General features: G+C 68.0%; 16 protein-coding genes. 7 read left to right on the top strand and 9 right to left on the bottom strand.

Annotated elements, in window-relative coordinates; translation table 11 throughout:
• Position 1 precedes the first annotated feature (1 nt).
• From sufC to TSH58p_RS22025, 6 genes are all read right to left on the bottom strand, one after another.
• The gene (gene sufC, locus TSH58p_RS22050; protein WP_109069513.1) at positions 2-754 is read right to left on the bottom strand and encodes a Fe-S cluster assembly ATPase SufC; all 753 of its coding nucleotides are present in this window, start codon (positions 752-754) and stop codon (positions 2-4) included.
• Between the two features lie 32 nt (positions 755-786).
• Entirely contained in the window at positions 787-2274 is a 1488-nt protein-coding gene (sufB, locus tag TSH58p_RS22045; protein ID WP_109069512.1) for a Fe-S cluster assembly protein SufB, read from the bottom strand.
• 49 nt (positions 2275-2323) lie between these two features.
• A complete protein-coding gene (locus tag TSH58p_RS22040; protein WP_109069511.1) occupies positions 2324-2806 on the bottom strand; it encodes an SUF system Fe-S cluster assembly regulator in 483 nt (160 codons plus the stop codon).
• Between the two features lie 274 nt (positions 2807-3080).
• Positions 3081-4106 carry a hypothetical protein gene (locus TSH58p_RS22035; RefSeq protein ID WP_247873974.1) on the bottom strand — a complete coding sequence of 342 codons (1026 nt, stop codon included), beginning with the start codon at positions 4104-4106 and terminating at the stop codon, positions 3081-3083.
• A gap of 14 nt (positions 4107-4120) precedes the next feature.
• Complete coding sequence (locus TSH58p_RS22030; RefSeq protein ID WP_109069509.1) at positions 4121-4537, bottom strand: phage holin family protein; 417 nt, start codon at positions 4535-4537, stop codon at positions 4121-4123.
• The gene (locus TSH58p_RS22025) at positions 4534-5514 is read right to left on the bottom strand and encodes a hypothetical protein (protein ID WP_109069508.1); all 981 of its coding nucleotides are present in this window, start codon (positions 5512-5514) and stop codon (positions 4534-4536) included. The genes TSH58p_RS22030 and TSH58p_RS22025 overlap by 4 nt, the downstream gene beginning before the upstream one ends.
• 261 nt (positions 5515-5775) lie before the next feature.
• On the opposite strand from TSH58p_RS22025, the gene TSH58p_RS34205 reads away from it, so the two are divergent.
• The 7 genes from TSH58p_RS34205 to TSH58p_RS21990 all read left to right on the top strand — a co-directional run bounded on the left by TSH58p_RS34205 (position 5776) and on the right by TSH58p_RS21990 (position 15189).
• Positions 5776-7203 carry a hypothetical protein gene (locus tag TSH58p_RS34205; protein ID WP_109069507.1) on the top strand — a complete coding sequence of 476 codons (1428 nt, stop codon included), beginning with the start codon at positions 5776-5778 and terminating at the stop codon, positions 7201-7203.
• A 799-nt stretch (positions 7204-8002) separates the two neighbouring features.
• The gene (locus TSH58p_RS22015) at positions 8003-8542 is read left to right on the top strand and encodes a hypothetical protein (protein ID WP_109069574.1); all 540 of its coding nucleotides are present in this window, start codon (positions 8003-8005) and stop codon (positions 8540-8542) included.
• Positions 8535-9335, top strand: coding sequence for a response regulator transcription factor (locus TSH58p_RS22010; RefSeq protein ID WP_040134068.1), 801 nt, complete (start codon positions 8535-8537; stop codon positions 9333-9335). The genes TSH58p_RS22015 and TSH58p_RS22010 overlap by 8 nt, the downstream gene beginning before the upstream one ends.
• Positions 9336-9393: 58 nt before the next feature.
• Positions 9394-10947, top strand: a complete 1554-nt coding sequence (locus TSH58p_RS22005) for a HAMP domain-containing sensor histidine kinase (RefSeq protein ID WP_247873973.1) — start codon at positions 9394-9396, stop codon at positions 10945-10947.
• A 158-nt stretch (positions 10948-11105) separates the two neighbouring features.
• Complete coding sequence (locus tag TSH58p_RS22000; protein ID WP_109069505.1) at positions 11106-13745, top strand: cation:proton antiporter; 2640 nt, start codon at positions 11106-11108, stop codon at positions 13743-13745.
• A gap of 16 nt (positions 13746-13761) precedes the next feature.
• Entirely contained in the window at positions 13762-14673 is a 912-nt protein-coding gene (locus TSH58p_RS21995; protein WP_109069504.1) for a DMT family transporter, read from the top strand.
• Between the two features lie 117 nt (positions 14674-14790).
• The gene (locus tag TSH58p_RS21990; protein ID WP_109069503.1) at positions 14791-15189 is read left to right on the top strand and encodes a hypothetical protein; all 399 of its coding nucleotides are present in this window, start codon (positions 14791-14793) and stop codon (positions 15187-15189) included.
• A 53-nt stretch (positions 15190-15242) separates the two neighbouring features.
• Here the strand turns inward: TSH58p_RS21990 and TSH58p_RS21985 are convergent, their stop codons facing one another.
• The 3 genes from TSH58p_RS21985 to TSH58p_RS21975 form a co-directional block, all read right to left on the bottom strand.
• Complete coding sequence (locus TSH58p_RS21985) at positions 15243-16727, bottom strand: alkaline phosphatase family protein (protein WP_109069502.1); 1485 nt, start codon at positions 16725-16727, stop codon at positions 15243-15245.
• A 251-nt stretch (positions 16728-16978) separates the two neighbouring features.
• Positions 16979-17206 (bottom strand): anti-sigma factor, encoded by a 228-nt coding sequence (locus tag TSH58p_RS21980; RefSeq protein ID WP_246653896.1) that lies wholly within the window; start codon positions 17204-17206, stop codon positions 16979-16981.
• Positions 17207-17538: 332 nt separating this feature from the next.
• The gene (locus TSH58p_RS21975; RefSeq protein WP_035676146.1) at positions 17539-18012 is read right to left on the bottom strand and encodes a sigma-70 family RNA polymerase sigma factor; all 474 of its coding nucleotides are present in this window, start codon (positions 18010-18012) and stop codon (positions 17539-17541) included.
• Positions 18013-18483: the final 471 nt, after the last annotated feature.

The raw sequence follows: 18483 nt of genomic DNA, 5'->3' as shown, positions 1-18483 counted from the left end.
GTCAGGCCGCCTCGTTCACGCCGAACTCGGCGTAGCCGTTCTTCTCCAGTTCCAGCGCCAGCTCCTTGCCGCCGGAGCGCTGGATCTTGCCGAAGGCCAGCACATGCACATGGTCCGGCACGATGTAGTCGAGCAGGCGCTGGTAGTGGGTGATGACCAGCATCGACCGCTCCGGCGAGCGGAGCGCGTTCACGCCCTCGGCCACGATCTTCAGCGCGTCGATGTCCAGGCCGCTGTCCGTCTCGTCGAGGATGGCGAAGGTCGGCTGGAGGACGGCCATCTGGAGCGTCTCGTTCCGCTTCTTCTCGCCGCCGGAGAAGCCGACGTTGACCGCGCGCTTCAGCATCTCGTCGGTCATGCTCAGCGCCTTGGTCTTCTCGCGCACCAGCTTCAGGAACTGCATGGCGTCCAGCTCCGGCTCGCCGCGCTTCTTGCGGATGGCGTTCAGGGCGGACTTCAGGAAGGTGGTGTTGGCGACGCCGGGGATTTCGACCGGATACTGGAAGGCCAGGAACAGGCCGGCGGCGGCGCGCTCCTCCGGCTCCATCTCCAGCAGGTCCTTGCCGAAGAAGCTCACCGAGCCCTCGGTGACCTCGTAGCCGTCGCGGCCGGCCAGCACGTAGCTGAGCGTGCTCTTGCCCGAGCCGTTCGGCCCCATGATGGCGTGCACCTCGCCCGGGTTGATCGTCAGGTCGATGCCCTTGAGGATTTCCTTGCCGTCCACCGTGGCGTGCAGGTTCTTGATCTCGATCATCGTTTCTTCTTCCTTCGCGATACGGTGGGCGGTCAGCCGACGCTGCCTTCGAGGCTGATGCCGACGAGCTTCTGGGCTTCCACGGCGAACTCCATGGGCAGCTCCTTCAGCACTTCCTTGCAGAAGCCGTTGACGATCAGCGACACGGCGTCCTCTTCCGACAGGCCGCGCTGGCGGCAGTAGAAGAGCTGGTCCTCGCTGATCTTGGCGGTCGTCGCCTCGTGCTCGACGCGGGCGGTGCGGTTGCGGTTCTCGATGTAGGGCACCGTGTGGGCGCCGCACTGGTCGCCGATCAGCAGGCTGTCGCACTGGGTGTGGTTGCGCGCACCCTCCGCCTTCGGCAGGATCTTCACCAGCCCGCGGTAGGTCTGCTGCGCACGCCCGGCGGAGATGCCCTTCGACACGATGGTCGAGCGGGTGTTCTTGCCGATGTGGATCATCTTGGTGCCGGTGTCGGCCTGCTGGAAGTTGTTGGTGATGGCGACCGAATAGAACTCGCCCACCGAATTGTCGCCCTGCAGGATGCAGCTCGGGTACTTCCAGGTGATGGCGGAACCGGTTTCCACCTGCGTCCAGGAGATCTTGGAGTTGCGGCCGCGGCAGGCGCCGCGCTTCGTCACGAAGTTGTAGATGCCGCCGACTCCCTCCGCGTTGCCGGGATACCAGTTCTGGACCGTCGAGTACTTGATCTGCGCGTCGTCCATCGCCACCAGCTCGACCACCGCGGCATGGAGCTGGTTCTCGTCGCGCTGCGGCGCCGTGCAGCCTTCCAGATAGCTGACGTAGCTGCCCTCGTCCGCGATGATCAGCGTCCGCTCGAACTGGCCGGTGTTGGCCTGGTTGATGCGGAAGTAGGTCGACAGCTCCATCGGGCAGCGCACGCCCTTCGGGATGTAGACGAAGCTGCCGTCGGTGAAGACCGCGCAGTTCAGCGTCGCGTAGAAATTGTCGGTGTAGGGCACGACGGAGCCGAGATACTTCTGGACCAGCTCCGGACACTTGTGCACGGCCTCGGAGATGGAGCAGAAGATGATGCCCATCTCCTCCAGCTTGGCCTTGAAGGTGGTCGCGACCGAGACGCTGTCGAACACGGCGTCCACGGCGATGGCCGGGCTCTTGCCCTCGGCCCCCTCGACGCCGGCCAGGATCTCCTGCTCGCGCAGCGGGATGCCCAGCTTCTCGTAGGTCTTCAGCAGTTCGGGATCGACCTCGTCCAGCGACTTCGGGCGGTCCTTGGTCTTGGGCGCGGCGTAATAGTGCGCGTCCTGGTAGTCGATCGGCGGGTAGGACAGCTTCGCCCAGTGGCGCGGCTCCTCCATCTCTTGCCAGACGCGGAACGCCTTCAGGCGCCACTCGAGAAGCCATTCCGGCTCCTCCTTCTTGGCGGAGATGAAGCGGACGGTGTCCTCGTTCAGGCCCTTGGGCGCGACATCCGATTCGATGTCCGTCGTGAAGCCGTACTTGTACTTCTGCTCCGTGACGGCGCGGACCTGTTCGACGGTTTCGGTCGTGGCGGCCATGCTTGTCTCTCGTTCCCTGAAAGCGTTGTCCGATGAAGGCGCCGAAACGTCAAACGGCGGCGCGCCGTGCCGGGCTGGGGCCGGCTCCAATGCTGTCGAGCGGACCGGGTGGGCCCTCCGCCCAGGCGGGCGGTCCCATCATGTCGGCCAGCGTCACCTGTTCGAGCGCGCCGCGGATGGCGCTGTTGACCTTCTCCCAGCCGCCGCGCATCGGGCACAGGCGCTGCACGCCGCACTGGCTGTCGCCGCCCTCCACGCAGGCGGTGAGCGCGATCGGGCCGTCGAGCGCCGTGATGATCTCGGCGATAGAGATTGCATCGGCGGCGCGGCTGAGCGCATAACCACCCGCGGCGCCGCGGTGCGAGGTCGTGAGGCCCGCCGGGGTCAGCGTCTTCATGAGCTTGGCGACCGTGGGGGAGGGCACGCCCGTGCGCTCCGCCAGATGGGAGACGGTGTGAACCGTGCCCACATGGCGCGCCATTTCGCTCATCACGACGATGGCGTAGTCGGTCAGCTTGCTCAGCCGGATCATGACCACCCCGATACAGGACTAAATTGGTCCTGATTAAGTGGCCATCATAGGACCTTTGTCAAGCGGAACCGGTGCCGGATAACCGGGAAAAACACTCGGGTATAAGGATGGCAGGACTGCACCCGGCGCACGCTGCGGCGAACTGTCGCGGACGGCGCCCGGCCGTGGGAAACCATGCGTGCCGGTCGGAGAAAGAAAAACCGGCCCCGCGGTCGAGGCCGCGGGGCCGGTGCAGTCAGCGTGGAACCCGAAGGGAGCCGTGAGCGAGACCGGATCAGCCCGGCTTGCGCACCTCTTCCCGAGCCGCGTCGCTGGCCGCGCTCACCGCATCGCCGACCTCTTCCTTGGCGGCTTCGACCGCCGCGCGGGCGGCGCGGGTGCCGCGGTCCATGGCGTCGATGGCCATCTCCTTGGCGCGGTGCGTCGCCTCGTCGGCGTAGTCGCCGACCCAGCGGTCCTCATAGCGGGAGGACGGGATGCTGGCGCCCAGCGCGGCGCCAAGGGCGACTCCCATCATGCCGGCCACCACCGGATGGTCGTCCACCATCTCCCAGAAACGCCCGGTGGCGCTGTGCAGCCGGTCCGACGCCCGCACATGGCCGGCGGCGCCAAGGTCGCGGCCACGGTTGCCGATGTGGCTTTCCACGCGGCTGCTCACGTCCCGGCGCATGTCGTGCGCCCGGTCGCGGGCGTGGTCGGTCAGGTCGTGCGCCCGGTCGCGGGCATGGTCGGCCAAGCCGCGCACGCGGTCGCCGGCCTCGTCCACGGCGTCGCTCGCCCGCTCATAGACGTGGCTCGCCGCGTCGCTGGCCCGCTCGTAGGCTTGGCTGGCGGCGTCGCGCACGCTGTGGCCGGCGCTGTAGAAGGTGTCGCGGGCGTACTGCGCGGCGCTGCCGGCGCGGTCGCGGACGTTGTGCATCGCGCCGCTGCGCGCGATGCGCCGGTCGTAGCCCGAGGCCGTCAGGGCCAGCCAGCCCAGCCCGATGCCGATCATGGCGAGCGGGATCGGGTTGCTGCGCATGGTCTCGCCGACCGAATGGGACCGCTCGTGGGTCTGGTTGCGGATCGGTTCGTAATAGCGGTCCTGGGCGCGTTCGCCGTAACCGCCGGGGGTGGTGTGCATCCGGTTCATGGTCTGCTCCATCAGGTGACGGGGAGCGAGCCGCGCGGTCTTGCGCTTCAGGACCTGGATCGTGTCGCCGATCCGGGCTTGGCGTTCGCGGATCTCCCGTTGCATCGCGTCGTAGTCGCGGGGCGTTCCGCGCCCCTTCTCACCGCCGTTCATTGGTCCGCCGCTCATCGGGGGGCCGCCGCTCATCGGGCAAGCTGGGAGCGGGCCCAGCGTTTGTCGTCCCGAAGCGTCTGGATCGTGCGCTGCGGCTGGAGATTTTCCGGGCTGAGCCGCTTCTTGCCGATCATCGCCAGCACGCCGCCGATGACGAGCACGACGGCCCCGACGATGACGGCGGCCAGCCAGGGCTCGACCACCTTCGACAGGGCGAGCACCGCCGCGGCCAGCAGGACCAGAACGCCCGCGAAGGCGATCAGTCCCCCGGCGACGACATAGGCCGCGCCGCCCGCCGCCTGTCCGGCCTTCTCGGTCAGTTCGGCCTTGGCCAGTTCGATCTCGGTGCGGGCGAGGTTGGTGGTCTCCCGCGCCAGATCGGCGAACAGGCCGGCGATGGGTCGGTCTTGCCGCGGATCGTAGGAACGGTCCTCCGCAGCGCTCATGGTTTGATCCCCTGGATCGGCGTGCCGGACGCCGGCTTCGGCTCGGTGGTGCTGCCGTGCGTGGCGCTCGGGGCGGTGGTGCCGGCGACCATTTCGGCGGCGTCACGGGTGCGGGCGGCGGTGGTCGCCGCGGTGGCGGCGTTCAGCGGACGCGGGCTCTCCAGGTTGTGGCCGGCGCCGCCGCCCGCGGCCGTTATGGCCGTCGCCGACGTCATGCCGGAGGAGGCGATGCCGGACGACAGGCCGGACCGCGGACCCGCCGTGCCGGCGCCTTCCGTGGAGGCCGAACTGCCGAACCCTCCAACCCCGGTCCGGCGATGGCCGGCCAGATCGTGGTCGGTGCGCAGGGCCTCCTGCCCGGCGCGGTCCGCACCCCGCAGACCGAAGTCGCGGTAGTCGTGATGGTCTTGATCATGGTCGCGGCGGCCGCGGTCATGGCGCCCATAGCCGCCGGTCAGGTGCGACGACGACGCGCCGCGAAATCGCCGCTCTCCGGAGCTTTTGACGAAGCGGGCGAACAGGAAGCCGACGGCGAAGGCCGCGCCCACGAACACCTCCGGCTGGCGGCGCGCGAAGCGCTCCACCTGCCCGACCATGTCGTCGACGGTGGAGTTGCGGAGCATGTCGGCCACCCGCTCCACGCGGTCGGCGGCCTGCCCGGCGTAATGGGCGGCGGTGCCGTTGTTCTCCTCGTTCAACTGCTCCGCGGCCTTGTGCAGCGCGTTGGCGACGCTGCCCAACTGGTCGGCGGCACGGTCCGTCTGCGTTTCCAACAGCGAGCGGATGCGGCCCTGGGCGGCGCCGAGGGTGTCGCGACCGGCATCGGTGGCCTCGCCCGCCAAGCGGTTGATGTCGTCCGAGGATCCCCGGTTCTGCGAACGATCGTTGCCCAAACCACTGCCCAATCCACTGTTCGCCATCGGGTCCGGCGTCTTGCGGTTCGGTTCGCCGGTGCCCAACGTATCGCGGTCTGCCATCTGTTTTCCTCCTCGGGGTCGGCTGCGGATGTGTCCCGGCCCGCAGCCTGCGGCAATTCGCCGCGCTGTGCGGCGTCCGATGTCGGGAATCAAACACCTTCATGGGCATCGGAGTTCCGGGGTGTGTATTGCGTTCTTGCGAGGCAACGCGGGGTTGTCGGAGCCGTTTCTCAGGGCGCTGTCGGAATTGGACGGGGGGCGAAACTGTGCTAAACTTCCCCGCGAATTCGCGAAGGTTCCGATGAACCGGAGGAGGCGGCCGTGAACGGCATTTTTTCCGCTCTGAGCAACGGCCAGAACAGCCTTTTCCAGCTCCAGAAGGCCAAGAAGGACTGGGAGCGCGCACTGGAAGCCATGGAGGGCAAGGACGCCCAGCAGATCCTGACCGAAAAGGCCGATCAGGCGAAGCTGCCCTTCACCATGACTCCGGAGCAGCAGAAGAATTTCACCGCCGTGGTCAACGCGCTGGAGGAAGCCAAGCGCGTCGGCGGGCCGAAGGCCGTCGCCGCGCAACGGCTGGATGAGGTCGAGCGCAAGATCGATGAACTGAAGATGATGATGCGCCACAGCCGGGGCGACCGGGAGAAGCTGGTGCAGCTGGCGCGGGAGGCGGCAATCCTCGCCAAGCAGGCCGGACGGGCGGCGAAGGAGTACGGCGCCGGCGTGGCCGCCGCGGCGGAGATGGGGCTTCCCGGCGGGGCGGGGGCGCCGTCCATCGGCGGCATCACCATCGAGAGGACGACCACGCGCACCTCCATCACCATGGTTCAGACGGAGATCGCCGTCGATGTGACGGTGACCATCCGCGGCGACGGCGCATCCGCGGAGGGCGCTCCGGCCGAAGGGGCGCCGCCGGATGCGTCCACGGCCCCGTCGCCCCCGCCGTTGCCGGCGGACGGCGCGTCCGCGGAGGGCACCACCACGGCCGCGGACATGGCCGCCGGCGAAGAGGCGGCGGAGGACGGGGACGCGCGCGCCGCCGAGGCCGTGGCGGCGGAAGCGGCCGGTCTGGCCGGGCAAGCCACAGCCCAGGGCGTGCCCGCGGACGGCAAGGAGTCGTCAGGGGAAAAGACCACCGCTGGAAAGACCGAGCAGGAAAAGGAAAAGGACCGGGCCGAGGGGAAGGCCGACGAGGAGGCCGAGGAAAAGGCGACGGACGGGCAGGGGACCGACCTCGAGCGGTTGATGGCAGAGGCGGCGTCCAGCCTGAACCCCACCCCCAGCGCCCCGCAGGGCGACAGGATCCGCAATTACATCCAGCGGATGATGGCCGACAACGACTTGAAGATGTCGCGCTACCGCGAGGCCGACGAGTTCGGGCGCCGGGTCGAGGCCGTGCTTGCGACGGCGAAATCGATCATCGCCGAGGCGAAGGCCGCCAACGAGCTGGATCAGGCTGAAGAGCGGCGCAAGGCGCGGCGGGAGTCCTTCAAGGATTACGACAAGATCGTCGAGGAATCTCAGGACAACGTCAACGAACTGCGCCAGGCGGCGTTCGGGTCCAGCACGACTCTCAAGGATTTCGTTGAGGCCATGACCGACCCGAACGGCACGGACGGCGGTTCCGACGATCCGGAGGGCCCCGGCGGGGAGTCCGCAATCATGCCGTCGGCGGACAGCCTGCCGGCTCTCGGCGGGACGGATCTGGGGATGCCCGCCCTGTCCGGTTCGGTCAATCTGCTCGCCTAGGAGCGTCGGTGCGCCGAAGCTCGGGGCACCTCCTTCGTGCGCGTTGGGCGATTGCCTTCGGAAGTATCGCCATCTGGGTAATGCAGCCCATTTCGCAGTCAAAGCGGTCTTGACGAGGGCGCCGGACGGGCGCAGGATCGTGGGTGTGAAGGTTGATGCTCGAAAAGCATTGTACGCACAGTGCCGACCGGCGGTAACGCCGGCCGGATAGAAGGCTGGAGTTCAAGCGGCAACATCACGTGAGACGCCTCCGCGGCATTCTCACCTTGTAGATACTGTTGCCCGTCCGGCTGACCGGCGGTGGGGCCATACCCGGGTGGCTCCGCCGCCGATTGTTTTTGGGCGCTTTTTCGCCCTTTCCTTTTCCCCTTCCCATCCGTCGGTTTTCGCGCCCCCAGGCGCACGGTGCCGCGCGCCGTGCGCACAGACACCCTGCTTTTTTCCCGTCCCCGGATAATCCAAAGGAAAGTATGGGTATTTGAAGCGATCGCCGCCCTCCCATCTAGCCCACAAATAGGCAAATTAGTTCGAAATCCGACCTATCGATAGGAGTAGGAACAAAAATTGGCCGCAAATGTGCGCAAAAAGGGGGTATCAAACAGGGGTTTAACGCCACATTAACCAGACTGGACTGACCTTGATCTCACGGAGGCGGCAAGTGCAGGCATGGGGCCAGCAACACCGCCCGCGAATTCAACCACGATGCTTGAAAGGCCCGACGATGACGATGACGGGTACCATATGCGAAGTGGCTGGAACCAACGCCGGAGTGGGGTGCCGGCGGCGGAAGGCGGGCCTTGTGCTGGCGGTTCTTCTGCTGGCCGGGTGCCCCGGCACCACGGTTCCTCCCGAAACGCAGACCGCCGGACCGACCGCCATGGCCGTTCCGGTGCCGAAGACGAAGCCTGCTCCTCCGCGCGTCAAGACGGCGGGCAAGGATCAGGCGGCCACGCCGGCGATGAACGGTCCGGGGACCGGTCCCGCCGCCGCGGTCATCGCCATGGCTGGAACAGAGGTGGCGGGGCTGCCCCCCGTACCGTTCGGCGGCGCCAGCCCGCCCGCCACCCTGTCCCCCGAAACGCTCGTCGGCCTGGACCAGGTCCAGACCCGGCGTCTCCTGGGCACCCCTGCCGCAACGGAAGAGGCGCCACCTGCAAAGGTGTGGCATTACGCTAAGGGCGATTGCTCGCTCAAAGTCTTCTTCTTCATGGACATGACGTCCTCCCAGGACTTCCGTGCCCTTTCCTACGATATGAAGAGCAGCGAAAATGTCCCAGATGTCGATAAACGATGCTTCGCTCAACTCCTTGCCCAAGGCTGGGATGTCCGCAATGACTGAGGCCGCCGTCGCCCGCGTGGCGCTGGTCGACGACGACGACCTGTTCCGCGAATCCCTCAGCCTCAACCTCGCCGACGAGGGGTATGAGGTCATCACCTTCGACCGTGGCGAACCCGCGCTCGACTTCTTCGCCGAGGGCGGCTCGGTGGACATCGTCCTGCTGGACTGGCGCATGCCGAAGATGGACGGCATCGACGTCCTCCGCCAGATGCGCTCCCGCGGCATCGACCTGCCGGTGATCTTCCTCACCGTGCTGTCGGACCAGATTTACGAAGAGGCCGCCCTGGCCGGCGGCGCGCTCGACTTCGTGGAGAAGTCGCGCAGCCTGTCGATCCTGCTGAAGCGCATGCGCCTCATCGTGGATGGCTCAAAGGGCACGCCGGAAGAGGCCGAGGGGCCGAAGGAATCCGTCTACGCGCTGGGCAACCTCGACCTGCGCCTGGACAACAGCCGCGCCCTGTGGAACGGCAAGCGCATCGACCTGACGCTGACCGAATTCAACATCGTCAAGCTGATGGCGACCCGCCCGGAAGAGGACGTGTCCTACCGCGAGATCTACGACCTCGTGCATGGCAAGGGCTTCCTGGCCGGTTACGGCCCGTCGGGCTACCGCGCCAACGTCCGCGCCTTCATCAAGCGCATCCGTCAGAAGTTCCGCGTGGTGGACGCCGAGTTCGATTGCATCGAGAACTATCCGGGCTTCGGCTACCGCTGGGGCAACGGCACCGGCGGCACCGGCCGCACGCGCGACGACGACGCGGATGTGATGGCCGATGGCGCTGCTGCCGATTGAGGCCCGCGGGCCTGACGGCGCGCGGGGCGGGGCGGAACTCACCAAGGGAGGCTTCTCCATGGCGGGTTTCCCCGGCGGCCGGTTGCGGTGGCTGTGGCATTCGCTGGCCAGCCGGCTGGCCCTGCTGACCATCGTCTTCCTCGCGGTTCCGGTGCTGATCTACGATCAGTTCCAGCGCGCCGACACCACGACGCAGACCCTGCTGCTGCAAAGCGCGCAGCGGCAGGGCGAGCTGATCGCCCGCGCGTTGGAGCCGGACCTGTCCCGCGCCAACCGCGCGGCCTTGCCGCAGCTCGGCCCCATCCTGCGCCGCTTCGCGGACGGGAACACACGGCTGAAGCTGCTGGTCCGGCCGCGCGCCCTGGCCGGCAACAATCTGATGGGCAGCGACGGCTTCTACTACGTCGCCGCCGCGCCTTCGGTGCCCACCGACGATCTGGACGCCGAGCGGCACCAACTCCTCGAACAGGGGGTGCTGGACCGGCTGGGCGCCTCCTGCGCCGGGAACGAGCCGCTGGCGCTGCGTCTGCCGCGCTCTTCGGGCGGCTACGAGATTCTGACCTCGGTCACGCCGATCAACACCGCCTTCGGCTGCTGGGCGCTGGTGACCAGCCACACCGCCGGCGGCTATCTGGAATCCTCCCTGGGGCGTCCCTACTGGAGCACGCCGGTCGTCCAGGCCGCGGCGATGATCTACATCGTCATGGCGGCGCTGGTGATGGCCGTCCTGCTGGGGGTGTGGCGCAACCTGCACCGCTTCGGCGATCTGGCCCGCGACATCGTGTCGGGCGGCATCGGCGAGGGCGGGCAGGGGTCCTTCACCAACCGCAACACCGTGCCGGAGCTGTCCGGGGTGGCCGAGGACTTCGACCGGCTGGTCGACACCCTGCGCGAAAGCGCGCGGTCGCTACGCCGCGCGGCGGAGGACAACGCCCACGCCTACAAGACGCCCATCGCGGTCATCCGCCAGTCGGTGGAGCCGCTGCGCCGCACCCTGTCCGCCGAGGACAACCGCAGCCAGCGCGCCCTGACCATGATCGAGAAGTCGGTGGACAAGCTCGACGGGCTGGTTTCCTTCGGACGGCGCATGGACGAGGCCGCCGCCGACCTTCTGGTCCCGCCGCGCCGCCGGGTGGACCTGTCCGATCTGGTCGAGCGCATGGCCGGCGGCTACACCAGCCTGCTCGCCGAACGGCAGCTCCACATGCGCTCGCGCATCGAATCCGGGGTGGTCGTGCGGGCCAGCGAGGACATCCTGGAGACCGTCATCGAGAATCTGGTAGAGAACGCCGTCAGCTTCTCCCCGCCGGACGGCACCGTCAGCGTGCGTCTGTCGCGCAACGGCGCCTGGGCGGAGCTGGTGGTCGAGGACGAGGGGCCGGGCGTCGATCCGGCGAACCTGCCGCGCATCTTCGAACGCTATTTCTCCCAGCGCGAGCCGGGACGGGGCATGCCGGAGGACGCGGCGGCCCAGAACCAGGCTGAAGCGACCCATTTCGGCATCGGCCTGTGGATCGTGCGCCGGAACATCGAGGCCTTCGGCGGCAAGGTCCGCGCCGAAAACCGCTCCACCGGCGGCTTCCGCATGACGGTGACCCTGGCGGTGGCGTAGGCCTGTACGTTTCTCTCCGTACCCGTGTGGCCGGGCCGTACGTCCGGTCACACGTACGGACCGCCTTTGTCCCTTATCCTGACCTTGCTCCCGCCCCAATCGGGCGATACCGTGCGCCGCGACTCCCCAAGGGCCCTCGCAAAGGGCAAGGCAGCCCCATGCACGTCATCGTCATCTATGTCCTCGCGGTATCCGGCCTTCTGGCGCTGGTCAGCCTCCTGCCACCTTTGGCGGCCCGGCTGCGGATGCCCTACACGGTGTTGCTGGCCGCCGTGGGCGTGGCCCTGGGACTGGCGATCCAGACCTTCGCCGGGCAGGGCGGCACCGGCCCCTTCCATGACTTCCTGAACTCCCTCGCCGAGATGGACATCTCGTCCGAGGTGCTGATCTACATCTTCCTGCCGGTGCTGCTGTTCGAAACGGCGCTGGCGGTGGATGTGCGGCGGCTGTTCGACGACGTGTGGCCGATCCTGCTGATGGCCGTGGTGGCGGTGTTCGTCTGCACCTTCGCCGTCGGCTACGCCCTGAACCTCTTCACCTCGATGGGGCTGATCGCCTGCCTGCTGCTCGGGGCGATCGTCGCGACCACCGATCCGGCGGCGGTCGTCAGCATCTTCCGCGACCTCGGCGCGCCGCGCCGGCTGACCATGCTGGTCGAGGGCGAAAGCTTGCTGAACGACGCCGCGGCCATCGCGCTGTTCACGCTGCTGCTCGGCATGCTGACCCGCAACGCCCATGGCGGGGCGACGGAAGCGGCGATGGAGTTCCTGCGCGACTTCGCCGGCGGCGTGGCGACCGGCTATGTGTGCGGGCGCGTGGTCTGCATGATCGTCGAGCCGGTGCGCGACCAGCCGATGGCCGAGATCACGCTGACCGTGGCGCTCGCCTATCTCAGCTACGTGCTGGCGGAGCATTACGTCGGGGCGTCCGGCGTCGTGGCGGTGGTCACGGCGGCGCTGGTCGTCGGCTCGGTCGGGCGCACGCGCATCTCCCCGGCCACCTGGGGGGCGCTGGAGCATGTCTGGAAACAGCTCGGCTTCTGGGCGAATTCGCTGATCTTCCTGATGACGGCGCTTCTGGTGCCGCGCCTGCTCGGCGGCATCGGCTGGAGCGACGTCGGGCTGGTGCTGGTCGTGGTCGGCGCGGCCACGGTGTCCCGCGCGCTGGTGCTGTTCGGCCTGCTGCCGCTGCTGTCCGGCGCCGGTTTGGCCCAGCGGGTCAGCCACGCCTACAAGGCGGTGATGCTGTGGGGCGGCCTGCGCGGGGCGGTGTCGCTGACGCTGGCGCTGGCGGTCACCGAGAACGGGCGCGTTCCCGACCGGGTCCAGGGCTTCGTCGCCGTGCTGGTCACCGGCTTCGTCTTCTACACGCTGTTCATCAACGGCACGACGCTGCGCGCCGTCATCAACCTGCTCGGCCTGAACAAGCTGTCGCCGGTCGAGCACGCCATGCGCAACCGCGCGCTCGCCCTGTCGCTGGCCGGCGTGCGCGAGCGGGTGGAGGATCTGGCCCACCGCTACGAGGTGGACGAGCAGGCCGTCGGCTCGACCGTGTCGCAATACACCGACCGGCTCGACGCCATCGTCCGGGAACGCTCGACCGAGGCGCCGCTGAGCAACGAGGACCGCGTGACCATCGGCCTCGTGATCCTGGTGAACCGCGAGGAGGAGCTGTACTACGAGCATTTCCGCGAGGGCATCCTGTCGCGGGGTGTGGCGGAGCTGCTGAACCGCCGCACCGGGCGGCTGCTCGACGCGGTGAAGGCCCAGGGCCGCGCCGGCTACCGCGCCTTCGAGGAACCCTTCATCTCCTTCACGCCCTGGATGCGGGTGGCCAGCCTGCTGCACCGCCGGCTGGGCATCCACGCGCCGCTCGCCCGCCGGCTCGCCTTCCGCTTCGAGATCCTTCTGGGCGTGCGCACCGTGCAGCGCGAGCTGCTGGAGTTCATCAACGACAAGGTCGGGCAGGTGCTGGGCACCGACGTCGCCTGCGAGCTGGAAGGCATCCTGACGGTGCGGCTCGCCATGGTCGAGCAGGCCCTGGCGGCGCTGAAGCTGCAGTATCCCGACTACGCGCTGATCCTGCAGAGCCGCTACGTCAGCCGGGCCGCCCTGCGGCTGGAGGAGGCGGACTACCGGGCGCTGTTCGCCGAATCGATCATCAGCCAGGAAATCCTGAGCGACCTCCAGCGCGATCTGGACGACCGCCGCCGCGCGCTCGACGCCCTGCCGAAGCTCGATCTGCGGCTGGATCTGATGGACCTCGTCGGGCGGGTCCCGCTGTTCAAGGGGTTGGAGGGCGACCGCCTGCGCGGCATCGCCACCCTGCTGAAGCCGCGGCTGGTCCTGCCCGGGGAAACCATCGTGCGGCGCGGCGAGCGCGGCGACGCCATGTTCTTCATCGCCTCCGGCGCGGTCGAGGTGCTGGTTCCGGGTCTCGACGAGCCGGTCCAGCTCGGCACCGGAGACGTCTTCGGCGAGATGGCCCTGCTGACCCGCCAGCGGCGCAACGCCGATGTGCGCGCGATGGGCTATTGCCAACTGCTGGTCCTGGATGTGAGAGACTTCCATCGGCTGGTGAAGAAGGACGCAAGCCTGCGCGCCCATCTCCAGTCGGTGGCCGAAGCGCGGCGCAACCCGCCGCCGAAGCCTGTCGAGGAGTCTGCGACACCCGTGGCGGAAACGCGTGCGGTGGAGGCGCCCGAGCCGGACCCGTCCGGTGCTGCGGTGACCGCCCCGGACGCCCAACCCTTGGCGGTCGAGGCCTCCGCCGCCGAAGGTGCGCAGGCGCGGGGATAGGAGACGAGGGAAAGCGATGACCGTGCAAGCGACCACCGCCGCCGCGGGCGGGCGGCCCGATTGGGTGCGCCTGATGCCGGGCGTGTTCGTGCTGCTGTGGAGCACCGGGTTCATCGGCGCCAAATACGGGCTTCCCTATGCGGAGCCGTTGACCTTCCTGCTGGTCCGGCTGGGGCTGGTCGCGGTGATCCTCGGCGTCGTCGCCCTGGTCACCGGCGCCCCCTGGCCGAAAAGCTGGGGCGAGGCCGGGCGCATCGCGCTGGCCGGGCTGCTGGTGCACGGCGTCTATCTGACCGGCGTGTTCTGCGCCATCGCCAAGGGGATGCCGGCGGGGGTGACCGCGCTGATCGTCGGCATCCAGCCGCTGCTGACCGCCGCCCTCTCCGGCCCTCTGCTGGGCGAGCGGGTGAGCGGGCGGCAGTGGGTGGGGTTCCTGATGGGGCTGGCCGGAGTCGGGCTGGTGGTGGGCGAGAAGCTCCACTTCGACTCGACGGACGCGCTGGGCATCGGGCTGGCGCTGGCCGCCCTGCTGGGCATCACCTTCGGCACGCTCTACCAGAAGCGCCACGGCACGGCGATGGACCTGCGCAGCGGTGCCGCCATCCAGTACGCCGCGACCGCGGCGGTGCTGGCGGTGCTGGCGCCGCTGTTCGAGACCATGCGCATCGACTGGACCGGCGAGTTCGTCTTCGCCCTGCTGTGGCTCAGTTTCGTGCTGTCGGTGGGAGCGATCTTCCTGCTGTTCCTGTTGATCCGGCGCGGTGCCGCGGCGCGCGTGGCGAGCCTGTTCTATCTGGTTCCGCCGGTCACCGCGGTGATCGCCTGGGCGATGTTCGGGGAGCGGCTGGGGCTGCTGGCCCTGTCCGGCATGGCGCTGGCGGTGGCCGGGGTCGCCCTGGTGAACCGGAGCGCCAGACGTGCGGCCTGACGCCGTGCGCATTGCCTCGGCGGGGCGGTCCGACTATGCTTTCCCGCACCGGCAAAATTTCCGGCGGTGTCCGCTGGTTCAACCACGCTTCGGCAAACCACATCGGAAGTGAGTGTCATGGACGGCCTGGAGCCCATCTCGCTCGATGACAACCAGACCCTGCAGGCCATCGGCATCCTCGCCGACGTGCTGGATGGGGTGGACGGCCCCGGCGGGCTGGACACGGTCCTGGTTTCCAAGGCGCTGCGGCAGGTGATCGCCACCAAGTCCCAGCCGGCCTTCGAATTCGCCACCCGCGCCTTCAACACGCTCGACGCCGACGTGCGCCGCCAAGTGGCGGAAAACGCCGATCAGGCCGCCCACGATTCGGTCGAACTGCGCGCCCGCGTCGGCGGCTTCCTGGCGACCTCGGCCAAGGCGCCGGGGGCCGGCGGCCCGGCCACGCCGGCGCAGGCCACCAGCTTCCTCAACGCACTCAATCTGCGCAACCGCCGCCGGTCCCCCCAGTCGGAGTGAGCCGGCCGTGTCCGGTCGTCCGGGGTCAAACACCCTGGGGTCGGATCACGGGGTCAGATCACCTGGGTGTAGCGGTTCGGCTGGCCTTCGGCGGACCAGCGGGCGTGGATCTGGCCCTTGCCGTCGAAGATCAGCGACAGCCAGTTGCGCTGCCGGATGATGCGCTTGCCCGATTCGGGAAAAGCCGGCATTTCGAAGACATAGCCGTTGGGCAGGGTCTCCTTGCGGCCGGCCAGCCATTCCAGGGCGACGGTGGTGGCCTTGGCGGGCGGCGGATGGACGACCCCCGACGCGATGAGCTGCCACATCTCCACGCCGCCGCCGCGCAGCACGGCCCGCGCGCCCGCATGGATTTCCCCCGACACGGAGGTGACCCGGCACCCGGTGCGTCGGGAAAACTCCGCCAGCAGCCCGAGCAGGCGCAGCCATTCCTCGGCGTGGGCGGGGCTGCGCCATTGGTCGCGCAGATCGTCCTCGATCCCGACACGGACGGGCGACAGGCCGACCGCCCGCTCCATCACCCCGGTGTCGAGGTAGAGCAGCGGCACGCTGGACATCAGGATCAGATGGCGGCAGCCCTTGAAGCGTTCCAGCCACTCCGGCAGGGCGTCCCAGACCCGGTCCGACAGAACGCGCCTCGGCGTGCGGTCGCTGCGCATGTCCAGCGCCAGAACGCCGACGTCGCCAAGCCGGAACCCCTGGCTGAACGAGTTCAGCGGCGCCCCCCACACGCATTCCGGCTGGGCTTCGCCCGTGGCGCCCAGTTGGAAGAGCGAGAAATGGCGGCGGGCGACCGTGAAGACGCCGCGCCAGGCCGGGGACATCATCTCCTCGTCCGGGTGGGAGCCCCAGCCGTCGAAGATGTCGTGGTCGTCCCACATCATCACCGAGGGAATGCGGGCCGTCACCGCCGCAGTTTCCGGCTGGCCCCAGACCCGCAGATAGAGGTCGAAGTAGAAGTCGGTCGCCTCCTCCGCCATGGCGGGGGTGAAGGGCTCCTGCAGGCGGGCGGCGTCCGTCCGCTTCTTCCAGGCGCTGAGCAGCGGCGGCTGGCGCCACACCGCGTCGGCGTAGAGCTGGTCGCCGCCCTGCAGCAGCAGATGAAAACGTTCGCTCTCGTGCCGGCGGCGCAGGTCGCCCCACAGGGCGTTGCGCGGCGCGGTCAGCCCGGCGATCTTCTCCTCATCCTCCGCCCCGTTGCAGGAGACGTAGGCGATCCGCGGCGACGACGCGCGTCCCGGCACGGTCACCGCCCAGATGTCCCCCGGCGACGCGCCGTCGGTGAAGCCATAGGCGGCCTCGACATCGCGGGAACCGCGCGGAATGGCGAAATCGAAGCGCCAGACATGCCGGTTGCGCCACTGGGCGAGATGGCGGGGCGGAACGGGCAGGGTCACGCCGTCCACCCGCAGGTCGTAGGGTTCGGCCTCGCCCTCCAGCACGAAGAGGGCGGACAGCCACCAGCGGTCGCCTTGCTCTCCCCGGAAATAAAGGACGGGACCCAGAATGATGTTCGGTGCCGGCCTGCCGCGCGCCATGGACGCTGTTCATCCTCTTCGTTCCCGCCGGTCCGGGCGCCCATGGCCCAGCTTCCGTTTCCGCGGCTCCTGTTTATGGGAAAAGCCGCCGGTCTGTAAAAGGGGCAAGCGCTGATCCGAAGGGGGAGGCCGCGTGGAAAAACGGGAAAACCCGCCGCCGCGACGAGGAAACCTGCGTGCGGACAAAAAAAGCGGGCGGCCGGGTCGTCCGGTCGCCCCACATGTGACGATGGAACACGGGAATCGGGAGGCTAGCTCTTGCGGCGTTGCCTCAGCAGTTCGAGCATGCGCGCCGGCACCGGTTCTTCCAGCACAGGATCGTAAAGGCGGTGAAGCTCCTCCACATGGCTTCTGTGGAAGGTCACCACGGCCTTCGCGTCGGCGTCGTCCTCTACGGACTGCTCGAACTCCTGACGCTCCTTATCGTCCAAGGCACCGTCAAGATATGCGTTGATATGGTTCATCGTCACACGCTTCATATCTTTTGATCCCGGAACGTCTCCGGAGGCCATCCCCCCGAGACGGAAACGATCCGCGACGCAGAGTTCAATATAGTGAGGCGGGCACGGCGTCGGGAGTGGTGTCTTACCTCATCTTATGGGGATGATGCCGATACCGCCAATTGGTAGGCGAGGCGTATCCGTTCGGTCCCCGTGGATGTCCGGCCACTCCGCAGCAGCCATGCTCGTTTCGCTCGCGGGAAGTAACAGCCGCTCCCATCGGTTGTTCCAGCACCGGATTGTCCGGATGCGACGGAAAAATCAACCTGTTGTACGGCTGCCATACCCCGTGGCGCATTCCCTGCCGTGCCTCAGGCCGCCATCAGGTTGTTCAGCCGTTCGCGGGCCCGGCACAGGCGGGAGCGGATGGTGCCGATGGAGACGTTCAGCTTCTCCGCGGCCTCCTGATAGGGGCGGCCCTCGATGGCGACCAGCTTCACGACCTTGCGCTGGCTGGGGGTGAGGGCGCCGAAGGCGCGGTCGACGTCGCGGAAGACGAGCCGGGCGATCTGGGACGCCTCGACCGACATGGCGCCGTCCCACAGCTCGACCTTGGTGACGTGCTTTTCACGCTGGAGGTTGTTGAAATGCAGATTCTTCAGCATCGTGGTCAACCAGGCCTGCATGTTGGTGCCGGGCTCGAAACGATGCTGGCGGGACAGGGCGCGGGCAAGACAATCCTGGGTGAGATCCTCGGCGGCGCTGACGTCGCGCGTCAGTTTGCAGGCATAACGCTGCAGGTTCGGCATGCAACGGATCAGTTCGGATTCGAAACAATACGCCATTGTCGCTCTTCCTCCAGCTTCTCTTCATTCGGCGGGGCTGCCGGTCGGTGGTGACGGCGCCCCGGTCCCGAAAGTTCGGTTCCCGAGAGTTCGGTTCCCGAGGTTTCGGTGGGCGATGATCGCCTTGTCGACGCGTGGTCTCTTCCGGCGCCGGCCGTATGGCCGCGCCGGTCGTGTGATTCGTGTCGGTTGGGTGGAATCCGGTGGTGCTGCCTAGCAGTGTCCGGGCATCGGTCCGGCGCAGCACATCGAGCAGTTCGTCGTCATCAACGGTCTCCCGCTCTCCAGCCTGGGCAACTCCTAAGCGTCGATGCGCTTCGGTGTTGCTCCCGTTCGTGGTGACGTTGATTTCATAACGCGGGGGGAAGAGGCTTGTTCCCCGGCGGCCACAGCCGAAAACATCTTAGGAGGAGAAGTGTTTGGAATCCGGGGGTCATCCGAACGGATGGCGGAACTGCCCGAAAGGGAATT

Source organism: Azospirillum sp. TSH58 (genome assembly GCF_003119115.1).
Lineage (GTDB): Bacteria > Pseudomonadota > Alphaproteobacteria > Azospirillales > Azospirillaceae > Azospirillum.
Note: the sequence above shows the minus strand (reverse complement) of the source record. Positions and strands in the feature narration are given on the sequence as shown.